We start from the raw sequence: 22,290 nt of genomic DNA on the forward strand, positions 1-22,290 counted from the left end.
GGGGAGATTTATGATGAACATTCGCAAATGGCAGAAGGGGCTGTTGGCTGTTGTTCTACTGGTAGGAACGCTCGTGGGATGTACATCCGGTGGAAGTGGCGCTGTCACGGAATTGAAGGACGAGAAGACTAAGGCTTCGGCAGATGCGCCAGGCTGGAAGGCCGATACAGAGCCGATTACGTTTGACTGGTATTTAAATTTTTCCTGGTTCCCGAACAAGTGGGGGACGGATATGACTTCGAAATATGTGACGCAAAAGACTGGAGTCAGTGTCAATTTTATCGTACCTGCTGGGAATGAAAATGAAAAGCTGAATACCATGCTCGCCTCCGGTAAGCTGCCTGATTTTGTCACGCTTGGTTGGGGGGAAGATGCGGTTAAAAAAATGATCGAGGGCAAGATGGTTCTCCCGCTTAACAAGCTGGCCGAGAAATACGATCCGTATCTGATTAAAATGGCTGACCCGGCCAAAATGTCCTGGTATCGTCAAACAGACGAGAATGTATATGGGTATCCCAACGCGTCCTCTTCACCGCAGGACTACCAAAAATACGGCCAAAATTTTGTCTCCAATCAGACGTTTATGGTTCGGAAGGATATGTATGAGGCGATTGGCAAGCCGGATATGAGAACACCGGAAGGATTTTTGAAAGCGCTTCAAAAAGCGAAAGAGAAATTTCCAGAGGTGAACGGTCAGCCGTTGATCCCGATAGGGTTCCACGAATTTACGGATAACGGGAATTATTCTTTTGAAGACTATTTACTCAATTTTCTAGCCATTCCGCATGAAAAGGATGGGAAGTTGTACGACCGTCGTTCAGACGAAGAATACATTCGCTGGCTCAAAACGTTCCGTCAAGCGAACGAGCAGGGCCTAATCGCCAAGGACGTTTTTATCGACAAACGTCCGCAAATGGAGGAAAAGGTGGCACAAGGCCGATATTTTGCCATGCTATATCAGCGTTCCGACTTTGCTACACAACAGGTGATGTTACATGCGAAGGACCCGAACTCCGTCTATATTGCGGTGGATGGACCCTCCAACAGTAAGCTGGACCCGCCGACGCTGGCCGGTCCGGGCATTTCCGGTTGGACGGTGACGCTCATTTCGAAGGATGTCAAAGACAAGGAGCGGGCTATTGAATTTCTGACTTATCTGATTAGCGAGGAAGGGAACCGTGATCTATATCTAGGGGAGCAAGGAAAGCTGTGGGACACGGTTAATGGTAAGCCAGCCTTCAAGCCGGAGGTACTGGAACTGCTGAACAAGGATCGCTCTGCTTTTGACAAAAAGTATGGCGCCTCCTTCACTTTCTGGATGCTGATGGATACGAATATGAATTTGCAGTGGGCGCCGCCCAGCGTCGAGCCGTATAAGCAGCCGGAAGATTGGACGAAAGGCAAGACCCACAGCTTCTCCCAATATGAAAATATCAAACCGACCGGAACCTCGGCAGAAGGCATTGCTTCAGGCCAGATAGACAAAATTTGGGGCAAGGCATTACCGAAGCTGCTGCTAGCTTCCTCGGATGAGGAGTTCGATCAGCTGTTTGCCCGCTTTTTGGAAGACCGCAGAAAAGCAGGCTATGACAAAGTAATGGCTTATCAACAAAAAGCCTATGAGGAAAACCTCAAAAAAATGGAACAGTTCACAAAATGATCTCGCTCAATCATTTATCTATTGAATGCTAAGGATGTGATTTCATGTCAGGCCGTGTACGTTCACAGCTGAAGAGCCTGCTGCGCCGCCATATATGGCAGTGGCTGACGGATACGGCCGATCGGCTAGGCGGTTGCTCCCTTCAAGTCAAGCTCATTGTCGCTTATATTGGCGTCATTTTAATCCCGGTGGTATTGTTCTCGCTATATACCTTTCATCAATTGTACGAGAACACCATGCATGACATTACCGTACAAAATCAGTATGTACTGGATACAGAGCTGGCCCAGATTCACAGCAATATGGAAATTATGGAGCGGACCGCACAGCTTGCGATTTCAGATCGCAACGTACTTCGTTATCTAACCGAGGAACGTGAAATAAGCAGCGATGAATTGGTTCAATTCAACTTAAATGTGTTTCCCAATTTACAGCACTTGCTATACAGCAATCCCAACGTAGAGAATATCCGGCTGTATACGAGTAATCCCCAGGCACATGAAATATGGCCCATGATTTTCAATGAATCACGCCTGCCCAAAGCTTCCTGGCTGACAACAGCTCAACATCAGCAAGGAAAAATATGGTGGGATATATACAAGGGACCTAAGAGCTTATTGCTGGGGCAAGCAGGGCAGGAAAGTGAAGCGGTACGGTATATAGCATTGCTGCGTGAAATTCAGGCTAGCGGGGGAAAACACGCAGGCTTAGTGGAAACCAACATGAGGCTGGAGCTCTTTTCACCTAGAGTATTCGGAACCGTACCACGTGATTATGCATGGCAAATGTTCATCCTGAACGGTGGAAAATCAGTGTCTTCTACCGATATAGCTACAGCTTCCTTTCAACCTGATCCCATTCCGATCCCTCTGTCCCATGTGCACCATCTGTTACAGTCCCGCGTTCAGGGACAGGGTGGTGCTTTTGACTTTACCTATGGAAATAAGCCCTATCTTGGTTTGTACCGTTATATAGAAGGACTAGATGCCTATCTGCTAAATGTAGTGGCGCTGGACGGTCCGCTGGGTGACCTTCGTCAAAAACGCAATGCCATGCTGCTCATTATTTGTATATTGATATTGCTAATGTCCGTCATTTCTTATACCTTGCACGCCCTTATTCTCAAGCAGCTGCATACACTGCGTGAATCTATGAAAAAAGTACAGCAAGAGGGCGACTTTCAGCTTACAATCCCGGTATATGGGCGGGGAGAAGTCGCGGAGCTAGCACTATATTTTCGCAGTTTGCTAAGTCGGATTAACGTGCTCATTGCTGAGGCTGTACAGAAGCAGGCCGCTGCTCAGGAGGCCGAGCTACAGGGACTCAAACATCAGATTGATTCCCATTTTCTCTATAATACATTGGAAAATCTAAAAATGATGGCGGAGATCGAGCGACAGTATCCGCTGTCGGATGCGCTCACCTCCCTTGGTTCGATGATGCGCTATAATCTCCAATGGTCTGGGCCGTGTGTTTCTTTGCGGGATGAAATCCGTCATATTCAGCATTATGTAGCCATTATGAACATCCGCCATGATAACCAAATTGCACTGGACATTCGCCTGTCGTCGACGTTTATGGAATTGGAAATACTGAAAATGTCGCTGCAGCCTGTAGTCGAAAATGCGATAAAGCACGGTTGGAGTGCATTACAAAGCCCGCTGCGCATCACCATTGAAGCCTTCTCCAAGCAAGATATCGTTGAACTGCGTATACAGGATAACGGAGTGGGGATGTCTGAAGAAAGAAAAAACGCCATCATGGCTGGTCTGGAACAGACGGATATGGGTTCCCACGAGCCCGGGGTAAATAGGGGGATCGGTTTGTATAATGTGCATCGCCGTTTGAGTATGCAGTATGGCCTAGGGTTTGGCATAAAACTGGCCAGCATTCCTGGACAATCGACGACAGTAACCCTGATTTTGCCTAGACGTCACATCACGAGGGGGGCGAACCATGACGACTAAGCTGTTGATTGCAGATGACGAGAAGAACATTCGAATGGGGCTACAAGCTATGATCGAACGGGAGTATTCCGATCTCTATGAATGCGTGCTGGTCAAGGACGGAGGCGAAGCCTGGCAGCATGTAAAGGAGTTTTCACCCGAGTTGGTGATAACAGATATCCGTATGCCTGTTATGGATGGAATTATGCTGATGCAGCATATTCGCAAGCTGGAGCCAAGAGACAGACCTCTGGTAATCATTCTCAGTGGATATGACGAGTTCCAATATGCGCGCGAAGCGATTCGTTGTGGAGCGCGGGAGTATTTGCTGAAGCCGATCGTGAGAGAGGAACTGTTCAGTGCGTTAGCAGTTTTGAACGAAGAATTACAGCAAAGGAACTCTCTATTAAACGATTGTGTGAATAGCGGGGAGATAGATAGACTGACTGGAAGAACGAACGTTGCTAGTGCGATTGCCGATAGAAGTGGCAGCTTGACGAGAGCAATCCAGTACATCCATGCTCATTTCAGCGAGGATTTGAACATGGCGGTAGTATCTAATGTAGTATCCTTGAATTATACGTATTTTAGTCAGGCGTTCAAAGCCTATACAGGTCTTAGTTTTGTTCAATATTTAAAAAGACTGCGCATTGCAGAAGCCAAAAAGCTGCTAGGGCGTCAAGAGGGCAAGATTTATGAAATTGCGGCTACTGTGGGCTTTGACAATGCCAAGCATTTTAACAAGGTGTTCCGTGAACTGGAAGGGATGACTCCGCAGCAGTTTCGGCTGAAGAATCTAAGGGGTAATTGAAAGTAAGGATGGAGAAAACTTCACTGCCTTTTTACCCTTATCCTGATATAATGAATGAAGGTAAACATAACCATGGCCTTCGATCAGAAAGTTTGTACAAATATCAGATAGACGCCTAACGGAAGGGGATAGCATATGGTTATTTATGAAACGGATCAAGCTTATATCATGACGACGCAGCATGACCATGCTCGTATTTCAGGTGAGTTGGCTTCACAGTGGGAAGACAGTGCCTTTAAAAATAGACGTCATAGACAGGATTTTATATATGCAGCGAGGGAGCATGACCGGGGTTGGATTAGGCTGGACGCTGCTCCTTTCTGGAATGATTATGTGTCAGCACCTTATACGTTTATCGATTTTCCGCTTAGTCCACGTTTTGTTTTTTATCGTCTCGGGATTGATGAAGTCGAGCAAGAGAATGCGTATGCGGCGTTGCTGTGCAGCTTGATGTACAAGGAGCTCGTCGGACGGACCGAGCATGAAAAAGCTCAGGACAAGCAGATTACGCATGCTTATCAAGAGGCAGAGGAACAGCGTCGCCAGAGGCTCAAACAGGAGTTGGCATGCGGTGTAACCTTCGAACATCAAGTGCGGACGGATGTACGGAGAATGTTATTTTGCGACGAATTGAGTCTGTTTTTATGCAGCCGAAAGCCGGGTACTCCTACAGCAGATTATGAATGGTTTGCTGAAGGTTTGAGCTTCCCGGCTGTTCGTCATGAAAGCGGACGGGTTCGGGCTGAGTGGTTATCGGACCAGACAGTAGGTCTGTCCTTTTTCCCTTTCAAGGGCAAAGTAGAGATTACTCATACCTTCAAGAAGGTGAGTAAAGAGAACATTCGTACCTCGGGTCTTCTAGAAGCGTACCGTTCCTCCGAATGCACGCATCGAACCTTTACCATCGAACATATCATGGAAGTAGAAGAGCAAAAGGAGAATGCCTGAACGTCTAATGATTCAGCCTCGAACCGATGTGTTGTGCATTGTTCGTGGTTGCTGAGTAGCGTCAGAGCAGAGCCTCCCTGAACAATTTTTCAGAGAGGCTCGTTTGTTTTCTGGCTTTAAAATTTACGATTAAGATTTTGCAGATGTTTTTGCACGGTTGACCATCGTCTGTACCTTATTCAACACCTTATCACGTGCTCCTTTATTTTTCATCAGATACGTAACACCCATTCCCAATGCTGCTACTACCCATTTTTTATTCTTCATCAATAACGCCTCCTTATGATCATGTTGTCATACTCTAATGCCTAAAAAGCATCCAAAATGTGAAATGATGAACGGGATTTTACGATTTAGTGATTCCTTGCACTCGTTCCGCATAACTATGATTTACCCTTTCCATCACATCTTACCCGTTCCAATGGTAATGAAACGATTACGACTGTCTTTTCACGTTTAATGGATATTATCAAATATCCTGCCACAATTGCTTCAGACGCACATGACAGGGAGGTCTTTGTTATGAGAAAGAAGGAAGTGGTTGCCATGCTGCTCGCCGGCGGACAAGGCAAAAGACTCAAAGGACTGACCCGCACACTGGCCAAACCGGCAGTATTTTTTGGAGGAACTTATCGTATTATTGATTTCCCTCTCAGCAATTGCTCTCATTCGGGAATAGACACCGTGGGCGTATTGACCCAATATGAGCCGTTGGTGCTTCATTCCTATATCGGCGTAGGCAGCGACTGGGATTTGGATCGCCTGGATGGAGGAGTTTTCGTTTTACCACCGCACGAGAAAGAGAATGGAAACAATTGGTACCGTGGGACAGCGGATGCGATTTATCGGAACCTGCATTTCCTGGATCAGTATGACCCGGAGCATGTGCTCATTCTGTCAGGGGATCACATTTATAAAATGGATTACAGTCGAATGCTCCACTATCACAAGGAAAAGGGAGCCGATTGCACCATTTCTGTTATCAATGTCACGATTCAGGAGGCCCAACGATTTGGGATACTGAACGCTGATGAGGACCTGAAGATATACGACTTTGAGGAGAAGCCTGAACAGCCGAAAAGCACATTGGCCTCTATGGGTATTTATTTATTCAAATGGGATGTGTTGCGTCACTACTTACTGGAAAGCGCAAGTGATTCTGAATCTTCACATGATTTTGGTAAAGACATCATTCCGCTATTGCTTCAGCATGGCCGGTCGCTGTATGCATACCCGTTTGCTGGGTACTGGAAGGATGTGGGCACCATTCAGAGCTTGTGGGAGTCTAATATGGATCTTCTGGTTCAGGACCCGCCGCTAGATCTGAATGACCCGTTCTGGCGCATCTATACCCGCAGCCCCAATCAACCTGCCCAGTATATCACCCAGCGGGCTATCCTGAAAAACAGCATCGTAAATGAAGGCTGCATGGTGGATGGAGAAGTAAGACACTCCGTACTGTTTTATGGGGTTGAAGTCGGTGAGGGGAGCGTTATTACCGATTCTGTCATCATGCCGAATGTAAAAATCGGACGCAATGTACGTATTCACCGGGCCATCGTGAATGAGAACATGGTTATTGAAGACAACGCAGTCATTGGACCTGAAGATAGCCTGGATGAGATTATTTTGTTCGATCAGGAAAGCCAGCTTCACGCACGAATATAACTCGGATAAGGACGGTGTCCGCTATGAGCCGGCTCATTGGAGTGATCAACCTGGATCACGAATTGGATCAATTGAAGGAGTTGACTTATTTCCGGTGCGGGGCAGCAGTACCCTTTGCTAGTCGATATCGGCTCATTGATTTCACCTTATCCAATATGATGCATGCAGGGATGCAGGATATTGCACTGTTTATCCGCCGCAAATACCGTTCGCTGCTGGATCATTTGGGTGAAGGTCGGCCATGGGATTTAGACCGCAGAAGGGGTGGGTTGTTTATTTTGCCACCGGACTGGAACGATCCGACGGACACATCACGTGGGGACTTGCAGCATGTGCACAATAATCTGGATTTTTTCCATCGCTCATCGGGGCAAACCATTGTACATGCAGGAACTCAGCATATCAACAAGGTTGATTTAGAGGATGTATACCGATATCATCTGGAAAAGAATGCGGATGTCACCCTCGTATATAAACCCATTCACCAGCTCGAAACTGAGCATGCACCGTGTGTACGGCTGGAGATTGACGACAGCGGACGAGTGACCGGTATTCATCAAGAGCAGGATCATCATAATATTTATCTAGAAATGTTTGTGATGGACAAAAGCTTGTATCTGGATCAGGTAAAGCATTGCATTGCTCATCAGGATAATCATTTCTTTCGCGATGCGATTCAGAAAAATCCAAGTGGCCTGCGCATCTACGCGTATCGCTATGATGGTTATCATGCAGTTATTAATTCTATCGAGAGCTATTATAAAAATAGCATGAAACTGCTGGATCAGGAGCAATATCAAGCCCTGTTCCAGAATCAGCCCGTGCATACCAAAATCAAGTATGAAGCTCCGACGCGTTATACGTACAGCGCCGAGGTGGATCATTCCCTTGTTGCCAATGGCTGCACCATTGGGGGGAAGGTTGAGAACAGCATTCTTTTTCGTGGCGTGCAAGTAGAGGAAGGCGCGCGGGTAAGCAACTCGATTATTATGCAAAAATGTATCATCCGTAAAGGCGCAGTTGTGCAGAATGTGGTTTTAGATAAGGATGTACAGCTTTCACCAGATCGAACTCTGATTGGAGACATTAAAGTTCCCTATGTGATTGCCAAGAATAGCGTGATTTAAAAGATCATACTTAGCCATTAAAACGGAATTAACAGGAGGTACCACTTTGTTCAGCAATAAAGAAGCATTTAAGCAGGCCTTTCGAGAGCAACTAGTCGGAAGACTGGGTAAACCGATGCAGGAGGCTCAGTCGGAAGACGTATATAAGGTTTTGGGCGGCATGATTCGTGAACAAGTCGGCAAGAATTGGGCAGAAACGAACCAAGCCTACAAAGAAGGACAAGTGAAGCAGATTTATTATTTTTCATTGGAATTTTTAATAGGTCGTCTATTGGGTAGTAATTTGCTGAATTTGGGCGTATTGGATATGGTTCGGCAGGCATTGGGGGAATTGGGATGGAATCTGGAGGAAATCGAGGAACAGGAAGCAGACGCAGGGCTAGGCAATGGGGGTCTCGGCCGTCTGGCGGCTTGCTTCATGGACTCATTAGCATCCCTTGGCTATGCAGGGCATGGCTGCGGGATTCGATATAAATATGGCCTGTTTGAGCAGCGTATTGTAGACGGAAATCAGGTGGAACTGCCGGATTACTGGCTACAGAAAGGGAATGTATGGGAGGAACGTCGTCCTGACAAAAAGGTCGAGGTTCATTTTTGGGGACGTGTGGAAACTCGTGAACAGGAGGGGCGTCTTGTGTTCGAGACACAGGATGCCGAGACGGTCTGGGCCGTCCCTTACGATATTCCGCTGGTCGGCTATGGTCATGCGCAGGTGAATACGCTACGGATTTGGAGTGCGGAATCCGCGCTTGATCCCGTTCGAGGACCGATTCGAGGCGAGGGCGGATATTACCGCTTTCTCGATTACAATCGATCGGTAGAGTCCATCTCGGCATTTCTCTATCCGGATGATTCCAATTATGAGGGTAAGCTGCTTCGCTTGAAGCAGCAGTATTTCCTCTGCTCGGCCGGATTACAGAGCATTTTGCGTACGTTTGAGAAGCTTCGTTTACCTTACAGTCAATTGCCTGATAAAATAGCACTGCACATTAACGATACCCATCCGACACTGGTTATACCGGAACTGATGCGTATTTTGATGGACGTGAAAGGCTTGGGGTGGGACGAAGCATGGGATATTACGACACGGACCGTTTCATATACGAATCATACGATATTAAGTGAGGCGCTGGAACAATGGCCCGTCAACATGGTGAGAGAACTGCTCCCCCGGATTTACTTGATCATTGAAGAAATGAACAAACGTTATTGCGCTATGCTATTAGAGCGTTATCCGGGTCAGGACATCAAAATTGGTGAAATGGCGATTATTCACGGTGAACAAATACGTATGGCTCATATGGCCATCGTTGGCAGCTACAGTGTTAATGGGGTAGCTGCACTGCATACGCAAATCTTGAAGGAACGAGAGATGAAGTCCTTTCATGAATTGTATCCTGACCGGTTTAATAATAAAACAAACGGGATTGCCCATAGACGTTGGCTGATGCATGCCAACCCGGAGCTGGCAAGCTTGTATGATGAGACTATCGGTACACGTTGGAGAACCCGTCCACGCGAACTCATTGACCTGCTTCGCTACAGTGGGGACGAATCGTTCCAAGAACGGATTCAGGTGATTAAGCGAAATAATAAGGTCAGGCTTGCTGAGCATGTGTTTGCAAAACAGGGCGTACGACTGGATACATCCTCCATTTTTGATGTACAGGTCAAACGGTTGCACGGATATAAGCGACAACTGCTCAATATTTTGCATGTGATGCATCTATATAACCAGCTCAAAAGTAATCCTGCGCTGGATGTTACGCCACGCACATTTATTTTTGGCGCGAAAGCAGCCCCCGGTTATTTTCTCGCTAAACAGACGATTAAGCTCATAAATAATGTGGCGGACACGATCAATCGGGATGTAGATGTTAAGGACAAGCTGAAAGTCGTTTTCCTTGAAAATTATTCGGTCTCGCTGGCGGAGCTGATTATTCCTGCAGCGGATGTCAGTGAACAGATTTCTACGGCAGGCAAGGAAGCATCAGGCACAGGGAACATGAAATTTATGATGAACGGCGCGCTCACACTGGGTACATTGGACGGAGCTAATGTTGAAATGCATGAAATGGTAGGCGATGCCAACATGTTCATTTTTGGATTGAAGGTAGATCAGATTGAAGACTATTATCGGAATGGACAGTATTCGGCACGCAAAACAGCCAACAGTGATGAAAGATTGCGTGAAGTGCTGGATCAACTGGTAAACGATGCACCTTTTACGCGGCATGAACGGGAATTTGAGGCCATTTATCAATCTCTGATTGATCATAATGATGAATACTTTGTGCTTAAGGATTTTGCAGCTTATGTAGATACGCAGGTTCATATTGAACAGGTGTATCGCAATCCTTCGGAGTGGACACGACGTGCTATTGTAAATATGGCCCATTCCGGGAAATTCTCCAGTGATTGTACAATCCAGCAATACGCGGCTGAGATTTGGGACCTTGTACCTCTATCCAGCGATGTCAATAAGCGAATTGTGTTCTAAAATAGCGAAACAGGCGGAATAGCATTGCTTTTCGAACGCTGAGGGTTATAATGACAGTATAGACTAAGTAAGGATGGGGAGTTATTTGAACTCATTCCTAAACTTGAAATTGTACTGTTGAAGGAGTCCTCCTATTGATAAAGTTCAATCCGAAAAGGCTCAAACCTCATAAATCAAGGAAGAAATACAATGTGTTTCAAAATATATGGCGGGCGATTCGTCTGAATTTTATTAAGCTGTTGCGCGCCCCTGGTGGAGTTAAAAAGATCTCTTTGGGCTTCGCCATTGGCTTTGGTCTGGAGATGATCGTAATTTCCACGGCCTCTCTCGTATACCTCGTGTTTTACCCGATTGTTCGGCTGTCCGGTGGTTCGCTGCCTGCGGCCATTGTGGGTAACGTTGTCGGCAAGCTGACCTTTTTGCCGATTGTACTGATGCCATTCGCCAAGCAACTGGGAGCTTGGATTTATCCATCACATTATCCGGTACATGTCAGGGGCGGTCGACTTCACGAGCATTCTTTTATGGAGCTTTTTCACGGCAACTGGTCTGTATTCAGAGACTTACTGCATGGAGGCCTCCACATCCTGATCGGCATGTCTATTTTCGGTGTGGTGCTGGGCATAATTTCGTATTTTGTCATTCAGGTTCTGTATAACCGTTCGCTGCACAAACGGTTGGAAAAGCGGAAACTGCGTCATGGCGCAGGATTTTCGCCGACCAGATTGCTGAAGAATGGATAATGTTGTACATCAGAAGCTCCTTGAGCCTATCGTTTAGGCCTTGAGGGGCTTCTTTTGGGTTAAGCAAATCTTTACTTTTATGCCACGTCTAAGGATTATGTGTATGTCTCTTTTTGGGATTAACCTGGATGGATATACCGTGAAAATATAGAAAAACGAATATACATTCTTAAAAAAGGCACGACTACTGTTGTGGGAAAAATTTACCGTTTGGCGGAAAGATATTGTACTTCTCTAGCATTCTAGACCTGTACAACGGGGAGATTGTGGCTTACAGTATAGCGGACAAGCAAGATACGTCCTTGGTTGTGGATACGCTGAATCAACTTCTAAAACAGACAAGCATGCTGCTTCATAGCGTTCAGGGAAGCGTATATACGTCACAGGCTTATCAAGCTGCAGTAAAGGGAAAGGCATAACCATGAGCATGTCCCGTAAAGGAACATTCGCTGATCATGCCCCTAACGAATCGTTTCACTCCACGCTAAAGTCTGATGTACTGAAATTAATTTATTGACATGAAACCAGTTACATATTTTAATCTTGTTTTGTAGCGAGAGATCATAGATAAGCATGTTACCAACTCGTTTTGAATTTTTTTAGATACTTTTTAAACATTCATTATAAAGTATCTAAAAAAAGACCTTTATGAACTTCACAGGAAGCGAATACTCATGGGAATATTAGTGGGAATTATATTGACCACATGCATTTTGATAGGTTCGTATTTTATCATCAGCGCAATTGTATATTCGCAAAAAATTCAAATTCTTGTGGAAAACATGCAAGTGAAACATGTAGATCATTTTAATCAAAAGGACAAAAAAGACAAGCAAAAAACTGGAGGGCATAAGTATGATTAAACTTGTAGTCACGGATCTAGACGGAACATTTCTGAACAATAAAAGTCAGTACGATGTCGAACTTTTCAAAAAAGTTTATGCAGAGATGCAGCAAAAAGGAGTTACATTTGTCGCATGTACAGGTAAACAATGTGAACGTGTTGAAAAATTGTTTGACGAACATGGCAAGGGAGTTTGGATACTGGGTGACAGTGCTGCTCGAATTAAAAAAGATGGCCAAGTGGTTAAAGAGTTTAGTATTGATCGGAATCTAGCTCTACAGGCGATTGATCAAATTCAAGACTTCGACAACAATATGACGCTTATTGTATGTGCAAGTGATGCTGCGTACGTTCATTCTTCCATTTCAGAAGATATGTATAAAGTTGTTAAAGGCTCCTATGAACGTGTATTAAAAACAGACTCTTTTGCAAACATAGATAGCCGTTTTATCAAAATCACGGTCTTCGACACGGAGGGGCGAAGTACAGCATTAAGAGCACATGTTGAGAATACGTTGGGTGGACAAATTTATATTGTTGATTCTGAAGCTAGATGGCTGGATATCACGGCATTGCATACGCATAAAGGTGAGACAGTAAAGAAACTGCAAGAAATGTTGGGCGTCACATACGAGGAAACAATGTCATTTGGTGACGGCGAGAATGATGTGGAACTCATGGCAATCGCGAAATACAGCTTTGCAGTGAGTAATGCTTGTGAAAATACTAAAAAGGCAGCAAACTTCATTACTAAGTCAAACGAAGAAAATGGTGTTCTTCTCACGATTCAAAAAATACTGGATTTGCAGTGACCCTTGTCTGTCAAATGGTATTGCATTCTGTAAAAGAGCGGGGCAATGGTGTGATTGCCCCGCTCTTTATTATTTGAGTTGCAGTGCCCGTACTCCTTATTGTTTGAATTTCTATATTACGCTTTTGACAAAATAATATTTGAGTTGAAAGACTGTTGTAATCCATATTATTCCAAAACAGCTTGTATTACTTCCATTCAAGTTGAATCGTTATTCGAAACTTGTTTTCGATAATTTTGCGGAACTACACCCATCTGTTTACGGAAAATGGACGAAAAATAGCTAGCACTTTGAAAACCGCAGGCAAGTGCGATTTCACTAATGGATCTTCGTGTTTCTCTTAACATTTCGCAACTTTTTTGAAGGCGATATTGAGTGACATAGTTGTTGGGCGTCTGGCCCACATATTTGTTAAATAATGTACAGCAACGGCTTCTGCAAACAGCTCCTGCAGATGCGATCTCCTCAAGAGTTATTTTTTGATCATAGTTTTGATGAATGAAACGAGTCATTTCCTGAACATGTGTCAATACTCCAGATTGCCCAGAAATGGGTTGCAAATGATCCCCTATAGTAGCACACAAAGATAAAGCTTGTGATGCCAGACGAAGCGGATTGGGAGGAGTATGGTCCTTGTGCATTTCCTGATAGATTTCTTGAATGGAAAGTAATATTCTTTGCTGCCAATCAATCTGATTTGTAAGCACGACAAAATCATCCATCATTAAACTAAACTTATCCCCCCAGTATGTTTGAACAAATGAAGGCTTCACACCAAGGATAGACGGATGAATGACGATGACAAGGAATAAACAATCGTTGTGGTTTGCAAGAGAATAACCGAAATGCAAACGTTGGCTATTCACAAAAAGTCCATCTCCCTGCTGCAATCGAGTGATAGTTCCATTAACAGAGAAATCCATCGCTCCTTTTAATACGTAGATAAACTCCACGTCCACATGCCAATGCGCTACTGCTGTATGATTGTTAAATTGATGAAGGCTTCCCTTTCTTATGTAAAGTGGTAAATCAGGAATATTATAATTCAAACGTTCTGATAAATCAGAAAACACCTCTAAATTTGTCATCAACAAAATCATCCTTTGAATATATACGATTTTTATAAAATTATAGCCAATTTTAATGGAAATAACAATGATACTATCCTATTCTTATATTGTGGAAATCAACGAGAGGACAGGGTATAGGTGAGAAACCGTATACAATTTAGAGGATCTGGCAATCGTGATTTTAATCGAGAGTTAATGATGCTCGTCATTCCCATTGCATTACAAAATTTAATATCAGCAACCGTGATATCCGTTGATGTATTTATGCTGGGTATGATTAGTCAATCTGCAATGTCAGCCGTATCACTCGCAGGGCAAATTACTTTTGCATTAACATTGTTTTACATGGGGATGTCAGCGGGGGCAAGTATCCTGACTGCGCAATACTGGGGAAGGGAGGATTTACCAACCATACAGCGCATTCTTAGTATTGCTTGCATGTTCTCCTTTTGTATCTCCATTTTGTTTTTTTTGACTTCCTTCTTTCTTCCAGAGGCACTTATGTATTTATTCACCAATGATACTGAACTGATTCAATATGGCTCAAAGTTTTTACAAATGAATTCCTTTTCTTATCTCGTGATGGGAATATCGCAGATGTATCTCAGTGTGATTAGAAGTATGGAAAATGCAAAACTCAGTGCGTGGATTAGCTCCTTATGTTTGATCTTAAACATTTTGTTCAATGCCTTTTGCATTTTTATTTTATTCCCATCAAGACCCGAACTGGCCATTTCCGCAGTAGCTCTTGCCACGGTTTTAGCACGGATTATTGAACTAGTATGTTGTATGATTCACTCCGTAACCAAGGGGGGCATTCGTTTTCGTTTGCCTGTACGTGATGGCATTCAACGAAATCTATTAAAAGATTTCTTAAAATATACTCTGCCTGTACAGGGGAATTATATTGTATGGGGAGGAGCTCTTACCGCTACGGCTGCAATTATTGGCCATGTGAACTCCGATATGGTAGCAGCTAACTCGATAGCGTCTGTAGTTAAAAACCTAGCAGTTGTTCTCTGTGGAGGCATAGCTACTGGAGGCTCTGTACTTGTTGGAAAGTATTTGGGACAGGGTGACATCGAGAAGGCAAAGCATGCGGGCAACAAAATGTGTTTTTATGCTTTGATATTTGGAGTTATTGCAGGCTGCACGATTCTGTTCATTAAACCATTGGTATACTCCATCGTCAATTTGAATTCAATTGCTCAAAGTTACCTAGATGGAATGCTTTACATTAGTGCGTATTATTGTATGGCCAAATCGTTAAACTCCACAACTATAGCGGGTATATTTACGGCTGGTGGGGATTCCAAATTTGGATTTTGGTGCGACACTGTTGTCATGTGGCTTATTATTCTGCCGCTTAGTTACCTATGTGCTTTTGTTTGGCAAGTGCCGCCTATCTTTTTGTATATCGTCATCAGCTTAGACGAGATGATTAAATTACCCATTGCTTTTATTCGATATCGACAGTTTAAGTGGCTTAACAACATAACTAGAAACTTTGCATAAACCTGATCATAACTAAGGGTTATGCAATTTACTCTAATAAATACAAGCATTTATAAGGGAGAATGTTGCATGAATATCCAAGAACGAATGGCTAGCAAACAATTATTTACAGATCACGATGCTAATTATCCGAAAGAGGCTGCAGAGTTGGCGAAAGCACGCCAGCGTGGTAAGGCAATATGCTATGAAATTAATAATTTGCATCCGGATGATGTTGAAATGCGCAAAACGTTAATGAAACAACTCTTTGCAAGCATTGGAGAAAATGTATGGATGGAGCCGCCAATTCGCATGTCTTATGGTTCAAATACGACCGTAGGAAATAATGTATATATCAATTTCAATCTAACCGTGGTTGACGACTATAAAGTTACGATTGGTAATGATGTCATGTTTGGCCCGAATGTAACGATTGCTGTAACGAATCATCCTGTACATCCAGAAAAGCGCAAAGAAGGCGGGATGTTTGCATTACCAGTGGTCATTGAGGATGGGGCATGGATCGGGAGCGGAGCGATTATTGTTCCAGGAGTCACGATTGGCAAAGGGAGTGTAATTGGTGCTGGTAGTGTGGTAACCAAGGATATCCCTGCGAATGTAATAGCTGTTGGAAATCCATGCAGAGTTCTTCGTGAGATTACGGATCATGATAGGGAGTTCTACTATAAAGACATGCGTTTTGATCAAGTTGAGTGGTAAGAAAAAGTGACCAATAGTTTTATAAAATAAAAATGCAGCTCACATAAAGTCAAATGGAACCATACAATCTTCGATCCATCTATCTTCTGGAGAGGGTTTTTTCTATGAATATACTTTATTTTTTTCTAACAATAGTTTCCCTTTATTTTGTCATTACAGCAATTGTGCATTCACGCTACACAAACTTGGTAGCCGATAAAATGGAAAAACAGTTTGAACATTACTTTAATGAAGATGCGCATCAAAATGATCAGCATATTGTATCAAATTGATAGCAATGCATTATTAAGCTAACGGGAGACGATAACTCAATGAAACTTAAAAGGCAACCGATCAACGTGGTCGGCTGCATGATTCCAATCGCGGTAACTGGCAGTTTGCTGTTTTCTACACTCCTTACTTTATTTGTGGTACCGTCTCTTTATATGTTTCTGGCAAAATATAAACTAAGACGCAAACTAAAGAAAGAACTGCCTTCAGCTTAAGAGGAACAGCCCTCATAACGTGAGACAAATCAAAACACCTTCAAGAGAATCAAGCCATGTCGTAAGATATGAAGATAACCTTGGAGGTGTTTTTACGTTAGCAACGAGAGTGAGTTATCCTTAGAAATAAAGATGAAAGCTATTGAAATGAGATTGGCAAGAGTTTCGATAAGAGAGGTTATGGAGCAACTGGGAATAAAGAATAAGGCACAGCTACAAACATGAATGAGGTGGTATCGAAATGGCGAAGAACCAATGTTTTGATCCCTGTCTCACAAATGGGGGGGGGGGAGTCCCCAAATCAATAAATAGGGTGCTTTTTATTTGATGGAGGCTATGCCTGCAAATGGAGTTCGTTTATTACATTCGCTTCAGCCGCTCAAATCGTTTACAATACGTGTGCATACAACAATGGACGATAGGTTAATGTACATATGAGGAGTGGTGAAGTTGCGGAAGATATGGCAAATCTACTTAACAGACTGGAAAAATGTATTCAAAGTATCGACCGGGACTTTATTAGTCATTGGCATCATTCTTTTGCCTTCCGTCTACGCATGGGTGAATTTGAAAGCAATGTGGGACCCATATGCGAATACATCAGGTATTAAAATTGCAGTAACCAGCCAAGATCAGGGTGCTGAGGTAAATGGTAAAAAGATTAATATCGGCGACGAGGTTATACATAACCTTCAAAATAACAAGAAGCTGGGTTGGACTTTTGTCAATGAAGCGGAAGCGCGAAAAGGGGTACTGAACGGTGATTATTATGCCAGCCTGCTGATCCCAAAAGATTTTTCAGAGAAAATTACGAGTGTGCTTACAGAAAATCCGCAGAAGCCGGAGATCGATTATGCTGTGAATGAAAAAATCAACGCGGTCGCTCCGAAAATTACTTCTTCAGGGGCAACCTCTCTGACAAACCAAATTAGCCAAAACTTTATTGAAACGGCCAGCCAGGCGGTTTTGACGAAATTAAAGGAAGCCGGAGTAAAGCTGGAAGAGGAGTTGCCGACGATTCGCAACATTGAGAATCGGGTGTTGGAGCTGAATAATCGGTTGCCTGATATCGATCGGTTGGGTAAGCAGGCATTGGAGCTGGAGCAGAATTTACCGAAAATTAAGGCTCAGGGCCAAAAGATCATTGCATTGAAGGAAAAAATTCCTGAAATCAACCGAGCTGGCGACCTAGTGCTTAAAATTGACAAAAACCTGCCTGAGCTGGACAAGGTGGCCGCAGTTATTTTGGATATACAAAAAAAACTGCCCGATATTCAAAAAGCCGGTGACCGAATTGTTGAGCTGGATCAGAATTTCAATAAGGTAGAAAGTGCACTCGCTACCGCCTTGGAGGACACGCAAACGGCCCTAAAGGTCATTAATGCTGCCCGGACAGCACTGCCGGAAGTACAGAAAATAGCCGATACAGGCAAGGATTTTACAACTGGTATACTTGACTTTCTGGATAAAAACGAAGGTGCGCTTGATTCGATCGGAACCATAGTTAAAGAAGATTTACAGCTGGTTCAACAAATTGCGAATGAAGTTTCACAGATTACAGGCATCATTCGTGGTGTGGATTTTGATCCTAAAGCAGCACAAGCTGCGGCGAATCGGATTAGCGGTAGGCTCACGACTGCCGTAGGTGTGCTGGACCATATTTCTCAACTGCTGAACCGTGTGAACGGATATTTGCCTAGCCAGCCACTGAATTCACTTATTTCCCGGGTAAACGGGGTAGAGGATCGCTTCCGCCGATTGAATAGCACGGTCACTAGCATTGGGGATGCTATTCAGCGTGGTGAGAAGCCTGCCCAAAATCTGCTGGATGATGCTGACCGCCTTGCAGGAGAAATCAGTAGCGGAATTGACAGCATTTTGGACAATTATGATACGGAATATGCTCCTGCCATTCAAAAAGCGCTGGATCAAATCAAATCTGTTGCCCGCAATTCTGCCAATGTGTTGACCACAGCTCAAGAACAGCTCCCGAATATTGATAAGCTATTAAATGATGCACAGGCCGCAGCTGAATTCGGCCAGCAAGAGCTAACACGTCTCCAGCAGGACTTGCCACAATATCGCCAAAAGCTGCATGAAGCCGCTACGACGATTCAGGGACGTATGGACGAGTTTACGAATGCTGTGAACAAAGCAGCAGACTTTGTGAAGCACGATTTGCCAACGGTTAAAAGTAAAATTCATCAGGCGGCAGACTTTGTACGTAATGATTTGCCGAAAGCGGAACAACAGTTTGTTAAAATGGCGGATTTGATTGAAAACAAATTTCCTGAAGCTGAAAAAGCGGTACACCAGGTAGCCAATTTTGTCAGAACCGATCTTCCTGCTGCCGAGGATTCCATACGTCAGGCAGCAGACACGATCCGTAAGCTTAAGGGCGAAAATGCCCTCGGAAGAGCTATTGCGTTGCTTAAGGGAGATGTAAAAAAGGAAAGTGATTTCCTCGGTAGTCCGGTATCACTGAAGCAGGAGCGGATATACCCGATTCCTAACTATGGTTCTGCGATGTCACCTTTTTACACTACATTATCGATTTGGGTAGGTGCGATGCTGCTGGTCTCCATGTTCAGGGTAGATGTGGATGACCCGGAAGGACAATATAAAAGCTACCAGGTGTATTTTGGACGGCTCATGACGTTTTCTACAATTGGTATTTTTCAGGCGCTGAGCGTATCTCTCGGTGATTTGTTCCTGTTGGGAACATATGTGGATGCCAAAGTAGCATTTGTACTCTCCTCTATGCTGATCAGTCTAGTGTTTACGGCCATGACCTATACTTTGGTTTCGGTGTTCGGCAATATCGGGAAGGGTCTGGCAGTCATCCTGCTGGTGCTCCAATTCTCCAGTTCAGGGGGCACATTTCCTATTGCGACGAGTACAGCTTTCTTTCAGACCCTGAATCCGTTCGTACCTTTCACCTATGCGGTTAGTCTACTACGGGAAACGGTAGGAGGAATGTTGCCTTCAACGGTAACACGAGATGTAGTGATGCTGTTTGTGTTTATCGGAATTTGCTTCTTGTTTGGATTAGTACTTAAGAAGCCGCTCAGCAAACATACGAAGAAAATGGCAGAGCGAGCGAAAGAAACGAAATTAATTCCTTGATTGTTAAAAAGAGAGTGAGTTACGGTGGCTGAGGTGAGCGGCTCCGCCGTAAAGTCACTTTCTTAACATTCGGCGTGTAGTATGTAGGGGTGGCCTCCGCATGTAATGCTTCGGCATGGTGCGGAGGATTTTTTGCATGCGCTATCTACCTTTTCAAATGCATTTTGGGGTGTTTCAAAGGGGTTTATTCTGGTGAATGAAGCAAGTATGGTCTTTTTTTATGCAATTTTTCGGAATTTAACAAAATCCTTAAGCAAAGGCGGGAGATAGTATGGAATATTCATACTTAGGAAAGTCAGGCTTGAAGGTTAGTCGGTTATGTCTAGGCACAATGAATTTCGGACCGGAAACTGAAGAAAAGGATGCTTTTAAAATTATGGATGCCGCGCTGGATGCGGGCATTAATTTCTTTGATACGGCTAATGTATATGGCCATGACCGTAAAGGCTGGACAGAAGAAATTATCGGACGATGGTTCCAACAGGGTGGTGGAAGACGCGAGAAGGTCGTATTGGCGACCAAGGTATATGGAGACATGAAAAATGAAAATGACGGACCCAATGCAGGGTCGGGCTTATCTGCATACAAAATTCGCCGTCATTTGGATGCGTCGCTGAAACGTCTGCAAACAGACCATATAGAGCTATATCAAATGCATCACATTGACCGCAACGTGTCATGGGATGAGCTATGGGGCGTATTTGAGTCCGTAGTGGATCGGGGACAAGTTGGCTATATCGGTTCCAGTAATTTTGCGGGTTGGCACATTGCGGTGGCGCAGGCCGAAGCGAAGGCACGGCGTTTTCTGGGACTGGTCTCGGAGCAGCATTTGTACAACCTGAACGAACGCTCAGCTGAGCTTGAAGTATTACCAGCAGCTCAAGAGCTGGGTCTGGGTGTGATTCCATGGAGTCCGTTGGCGGGCGGACTGCTGGGACGCAATGCATTAGCAGGTACTGGTTCCCGCAGCGCACGTGCCAAGGAAAAGGTAGAGCAGAATCGTGCGAAGCTGGAGCAATTTGCAGCGTTGTCCCGCGAGCTGGGCGAAAAGGAAGACGTGATTGCCCTGGCTTGGGTGCTATCTCATCCGGCCGTGACGGCTCCAATTATCGGACCACGTACATTAGAACAGTTAGAGGATGCGCTGCGGGTACCTGAGGTTAAATTAAGTGAAGATGTGCTTGCCAAGCTGGATGAGATTTTCCCGGGTCCGGGAAAACCTGCACCAGAAGCCTACGCTTGGTAATGGATTGATCATAAATCGGCAAAAAGCAGCAGATCAGAAGCCTCTTCTATGATCTGCTGCTTTTGCACTAAACGGAATCTGCCTTTTTAGATCGTATTTGCTGAACAGTCGTTTTTTGATGTGATACATAGCTATGCAGACTCATACCAAGGATGACGATGAACATTCCCAGCCATGACCAAGCAGATGGGATGGGGATAGACAAAAAGATTAATTCCCCCATTAGTGCAAAAAGCACTTCCAGCGATTGTGTGGCTTCTACTGTGGCCAGCTTTTGCATATTTCCACGTACCTGATCTGTAGCTTTAAAAAATAAAACCGTAGCAATGACCCCTGAGAACACGGCCACCAGAGCAGACTGTATGGTCTGATCCTTGCTTGGCAATCCTGTGCTAAAAACCCCGTATAACGAAAGCAATAACCAAAAAGGCAGGCTGGCTATAGTCATTCCGAGCACACGTTGATAGGCATCTAACCGCCCCGCACAAACTTCCATCATTTTACGATTACCTAAAGGGTATGCGAAAGAAGCCAGTATGACAGGCAATATACCGAATAAAAAATCTTGAGTAGAAATAGATTGCGACTGTTCGACCTGCATCACAATAATTCCGATTAAAATAATCAGAGACATCAATAGTCCTTGGATAGGGATTTTTCCTCGCACTTTGACAGGTCCGTTCTCCGTATGGACAACCTCAGCAAATAAAGGAACAAGCAAAGAACCGGAAATAATGGTTATTTGCCAAGTTCCTGCGATCAACCAACCCGGTGAATATGCCGATGCAAAGCATAACGGAGCATAAAATAACCCAAATCCAATGAAGCTCCACCACAGCCACCTTCCCGGTTGTTCCTTCATAACTTTCCACAGAGGCTTAAGCTTATGCTGGGCCATGACAATGACAAACAGCATAGGAACCATAAATAGATAACGTAACGAAGCACTCCAGATCCAGCTCCCCCCAGACAGCTCCATAGACCGATTGAGAACAAATGTAAAAGCAAAAAAGAAAGCTGCAAACACACCTAACCAGATTGAGCGCATAGCATTCTCCTAATTCTTTAAGTGTCGTTATTTCTCATATTA

The 22,290-nt window shown here is 44.3% G+C and carries 18 protein-coding genes and 1 pseudogene; 16 read left to right on the forward strand and 3 right to left on the reverse strand.

Annotated elements, in window-relative coordinates:
• Positions 1-13: 13 nt before the first annotated feature.
• From MKX36_RS10205 to MKX36_RS10220, 4 genes are all read left to right on the forward strand, one after another.
• A complete protein-coding gene (locus MKX36_RS10205) occupies positions 14-1,660 on the forward strand; it encodes an extracellular solute-binding protein (RefSeq protein ID WP_025364710.1) in 1,647 nt (548 codons plus the stop codon).
• 44 nt (positions 1,661-1,704) lie between these two features.
• Positions 1,705-3,627, forward strand: coding sequence for a sensor histidine kinase (locus MKX36_RS10210; RefSeq protein WP_340864599.1), 1,923 nt, complete (start codon positions 1,705-1,707; stop codon positions 3,625-3,627).
• Positions 3,617-4,417: a response regulator transcription factor gene (locus MKX36_RS10215; RefSeq protein WP_017428354.1), complete on the forward strand. Its 801-nt coding sequence runs from the start codon at positions 3,617-3,619 to the stop codon at positions 4,415-4,417. Before MKX36_RS10210 ends, MKX36_RS10215 begins: the two co-directional genes overlap by 11 nt.
• Before the next feature lie 135 nt (positions 4,418-4,552).
• Entirely contained in the window at positions 4,553-5,365 is an 813-nt protein-coding gene (locus MKX36_RS10220) for a DUF3891 family protein (RefSeq protein WP_340864600.1), read from the forward strand.
• Positions 5,366-5,494: 129 nt separating this feature from the next.
• On the opposite strand, the gene MKX36_RS10225 is transcribed toward MKX36_RS10220, so the two are convergent.
• Positions 5,495-5,632, reverse strand: a complete 138-nt coding sequence (locus MKX36_RS10225; protein ID WP_013370876.1) for a hypothetical protein — start codon at positions 5,630-5,632, stop codon at positions 5,495-5,497.
• 255 nt (positions 5,633-5,887) lie between these two features.
• Between MKX36_RS10225 and MKX36_RS10230 the strand changes: the two genes are divergently transcribed.
• From MKX36_RS10230 to MKX36_RS10260, 7 genes and pseudogenes are all read left to right on the forward strand, one after another.
• Positions 5,888-7,033 (forward strand): glucose-1-phosphate adenylyltransferase, encoded by a 1,146-nt coding sequence (locus MKX36_RS10230; protein WP_016821086.1) that lies wholly within the window; start codon positions 5,888-5,890, stop codon positions 7,031-7,033.
• 23 nt (positions 7,034-7,056) lie between these two features.
• Positions 7,057-8,160: a glucose-1-phosphate adenylyltransferase subunit GlgD gene (glgD, locus tag MKX36_RS10235; protein ID WP_016821087.1), complete on the forward strand. Its 1,104-nt coding sequence runs from the start codon at positions 7,057-7,059 to the stop codon at positions 8,158-8,160.
• Positions 8,161-8,206: 46 nt separating this feature from the next.
• On the forward strand, positions 8,207-10,660 hold the full coding sequence (locus MKX36_RS10240) for a glycogen/starch/alpha-glucan phosphorylase (protein ID WP_340864601.1): 2,454 nt from the start codon (positions 8,207-8,209) through the stop codon (positions 10,658-10,660).
• Between the two features lie 134 nt (positions 10,661-10,794).
• A complete protein-coding gene (locus MKX36_RS10245; protein WP_016821089.1) occupies positions 10,795-11,403 on the forward strand; it encodes a DUF2062 domain-containing protein in 609 nt (202 codons plus the stop codon).
• A gap of 203 nt (positions 11,404-11,606) precedes the next feature.
• A pseudogene (locus MKX36_RS10250) lies at positions 11,607-11,905 on the forward strand (transposase); the annotation flags it as partial.
• Between the two features lie 172 nt (positions 11,906-12,077).
• The gene (locus MKX36_RS10255) at positions 12,078-12,266 is read left to right on the forward strand and encodes a hypothetical protein (protein ID WP_016821091.1); all 189 of its coding nucleotides are present in this window, start codon (positions 12,078-12,080) and stop codon (positions 12,264-12,266) included.
• Positions 12,259-13,059 (forward strand): Cof-type HAD-IIB family hydrolase, encoded by an 801-nt coding sequence (locus tag MKX36_RS10260; protein ID WP_025364715.1) that lies wholly within the window; start codon positions 12,259-12,261, stop codon positions 13,057-13,059. Before MKX36_RS10255 ends, MKX36_RS10260 begins: the two co-directional genes overlap by 8 nt.
• Positions 13,060-13,256: 197 nt before the next feature.
• Here the strand turns inward: MKX36_RS10260 and MKX36_RS10265 are convergent, their stop codons facing one another.
• Positions 13,257-14,147 (reverse strand): AraC family transcriptional regulator, encoded by an 891-nt coding sequence (locus MKX36_RS10265; protein ID WP_340864602.1) that lies wholly within the window; start codon positions 14,145-14,147, stop codon positions 13,257-13,259.
• 120 nt (positions 14,148-14,267) lie between these two features.
• On the opposite strand from MKX36_RS10265, the gene MKX36_RS10270 reads away from it, so the two are divergent.
• The 5 genes from MKX36_RS10270 to MKX36_RS10290 all read left to right on the forward strand — a co-directional run bounded on the left by MKX36_RS10270 (position 14,268) and on the right by MKX36_RS10290 (position 21,200).
• The gene (locus MKX36_RS10270) at positions 14,268-15,644 is read left to right on the forward strand and encodes an MATE family efflux transporter (protein WP_340864603.1); all 1,377 of its coding nucleotides are present in this window, start codon (positions 14,268-14,270) and stop codon (positions 15,642-15,644) included.
• Positions 15,645-15,713: 69 nt separating this feature from the next.
• Positions 15,714-16,343, forward strand: a complete 630-nt coding sequence (locus MKX36_RS10275; protein WP_017428360.1) for a sugar O-acetyltransferase — start codon at positions 15,714-15,716, stop codon at positions 16,341-16,343.
• 311 nt (positions 16,344-16,654) lie between these two features.
• Positions 16,655-16,828 (forward strand): hypothetical protein, encoded by a 174-nt coding sequence (locus MKX36_RS10280; protein WP_155399767.1) that lies wholly within the window; start codon positions 16,655-16,657, stop codon positions 16,826-16,828.
• A gap of 450 nt (positions 16,829-17,278) precedes the next feature.
• Complete coding sequence (locus tag MKX36_RS10285; protein WP_340864604.1) at positions 17,279-19,954, forward strand: YhgE/Pip domain-containing protein; 2,676 nt, start codon at positions 17,279-17,281, stop codon at positions 19,952-19,954.
• Between the two features lie 271 nt (positions 19,955-20,225).
• Positions 20,226-21,200, forward strand: coding sequence for an aldo/keto reductase (locus MKX36_RS10290; protein ID WP_016821099.1), 975 nt, complete (start codon positions 20,226-20,228; stop codon positions 21,198-21,200).
• A gap of 67 nt (positions 21,201-21,267) precedes the next feature.
• On the opposite strand, the gene MKX36_RS10295 is transcribed toward MKX36_RS10290, so the two are convergent.
• Positions 21,268-22,248 carry a DMT family transporter gene (locus tag MKX36_RS10295; RefSeq protein ID WP_031463380.1) on the reverse strand — a complete coding sequence of 327 codons (981 nt, stop codon included), beginning with the start codon at positions 22,246-22,248 and terminating at the stop codon, positions 21,268-21,270.
• Positions 22,249-22,290 lie beyond the last annotated feature (42 nt).

This window comes from Paenibacillus sp. FSL W8-0439 (genome assembly GCF_038008995.1).
GTDB classification, from domain to species: Bacteria; Bacillota; Bacilli; order Paenibacillales; family Paenibacillaceae; genus Paenibacillus; species Paenibacillus polymyxa.

What these genes read in the sequence shown, in the direction of transcription:
- MKX36_RS10290 (WP_016821099.1), top strand. Translation starts at nt 20,226, where the DNA reads ATGGAATATTCATACTTAGGAAAGTCAGGCTTGAAGGTTAGTCGGTTA.
- MKX36_RS10275 (WP_017428360.1), top strand. Translation starts at nt 15,714, where the DNA reads ATGAATATCCAAGAACGAATGGCTAGCAAACAATTATTTACAGATCAC.
- MKX36_RS10295 (WP_031463380.1), bottom strand. Translation starts at nt 22,248, where the DNA reads ATGCGCTCAATCTGGTTAGGTGTGTTTGCAGCTTTCTTTTTTGCTTTT.
- MKX36_RS10220 (WP_340864600.1), top strand. Translation starts at nt 4,553, where the DNA reads ATGGTTATTTATGAAACGGATCAAGCTTATATCATGACGACGCAGCAT.
- MKX36_RS10260 (WP_025364715.1), top strand. Translation starts at nt 12,259, where the DNA reads ATGATTAAACTTGTAGTCACGGATCTAGACGGAACATTTCTGAACAAT.
- MKX36_RS10230 (WP_016821086.1), top strand. Translation starts at nt 5,888, where the DNA reads ATGAGAAAGAAGGAAGTGGTTGCCATGCTGCTCGCCGGCGGACAAGGC.
- MKX36_RS10210 (WP_340864599.1), top strand. Translation starts at nt 1,705, where the DNA reads ATGTCAGGCCGTGTACGTTCACAGCTGAAGAGCCTGCTGCGCCGCCAT.
- MKX36_RS10215 (WP_017428354.1), top strand. Translation starts at nt 3,617, where the DNA reads ATGACGACTAAGCTGTTGATTGCAGATGACGAGAAGAACATTCGAATG.
- glgD (WP_016821087.1), top strand. Translation starts at nt 7,057, where the DNA reads ATGAGCCGGCTCATTGGAGTGATCAACCTGGATCACGAATTGGATCAA.
- MKX36_RS10205 (WP_025364710.1), top strand. Translation starts at nt 14, where the DNA reads ATGAACATTCGCAAATGGCAGAAGGGGCTGTTGGCTGTTGTTCTACTG.
- MKX36_RS10265 (WP_340864602.1), bottom strand. Translation starts at nt 14,147, where the DNA reads ATGACAAATTTAGAGGTGTTTTCTGATTTATCAGAACGTTTGAATTAT.
- MKX36_RS10280 (WP_155399767.1), top strand. Translation starts at nt 16,655, where the DNA reads ATGAAACTTAAAAGGCAACCGATCAACGTGGTCGGCTGCATGATTCCA.
- MKX36_RS10225 (WP_013370876.1), bottom strand. Translation starts at nt 5,632, where the DNA reads ATGAAGAATAAAAAATGGGTAGTAGCAGCATTGGGAATGGGTGTTACG.
- MKX36_RS10255 (WP_016821091.1), top strand. Translation starts at nt 12,078, where the DNA reads ATGGGAATATTAGTGGGAATTATATTGACCACATGCATTTTGATAGGT.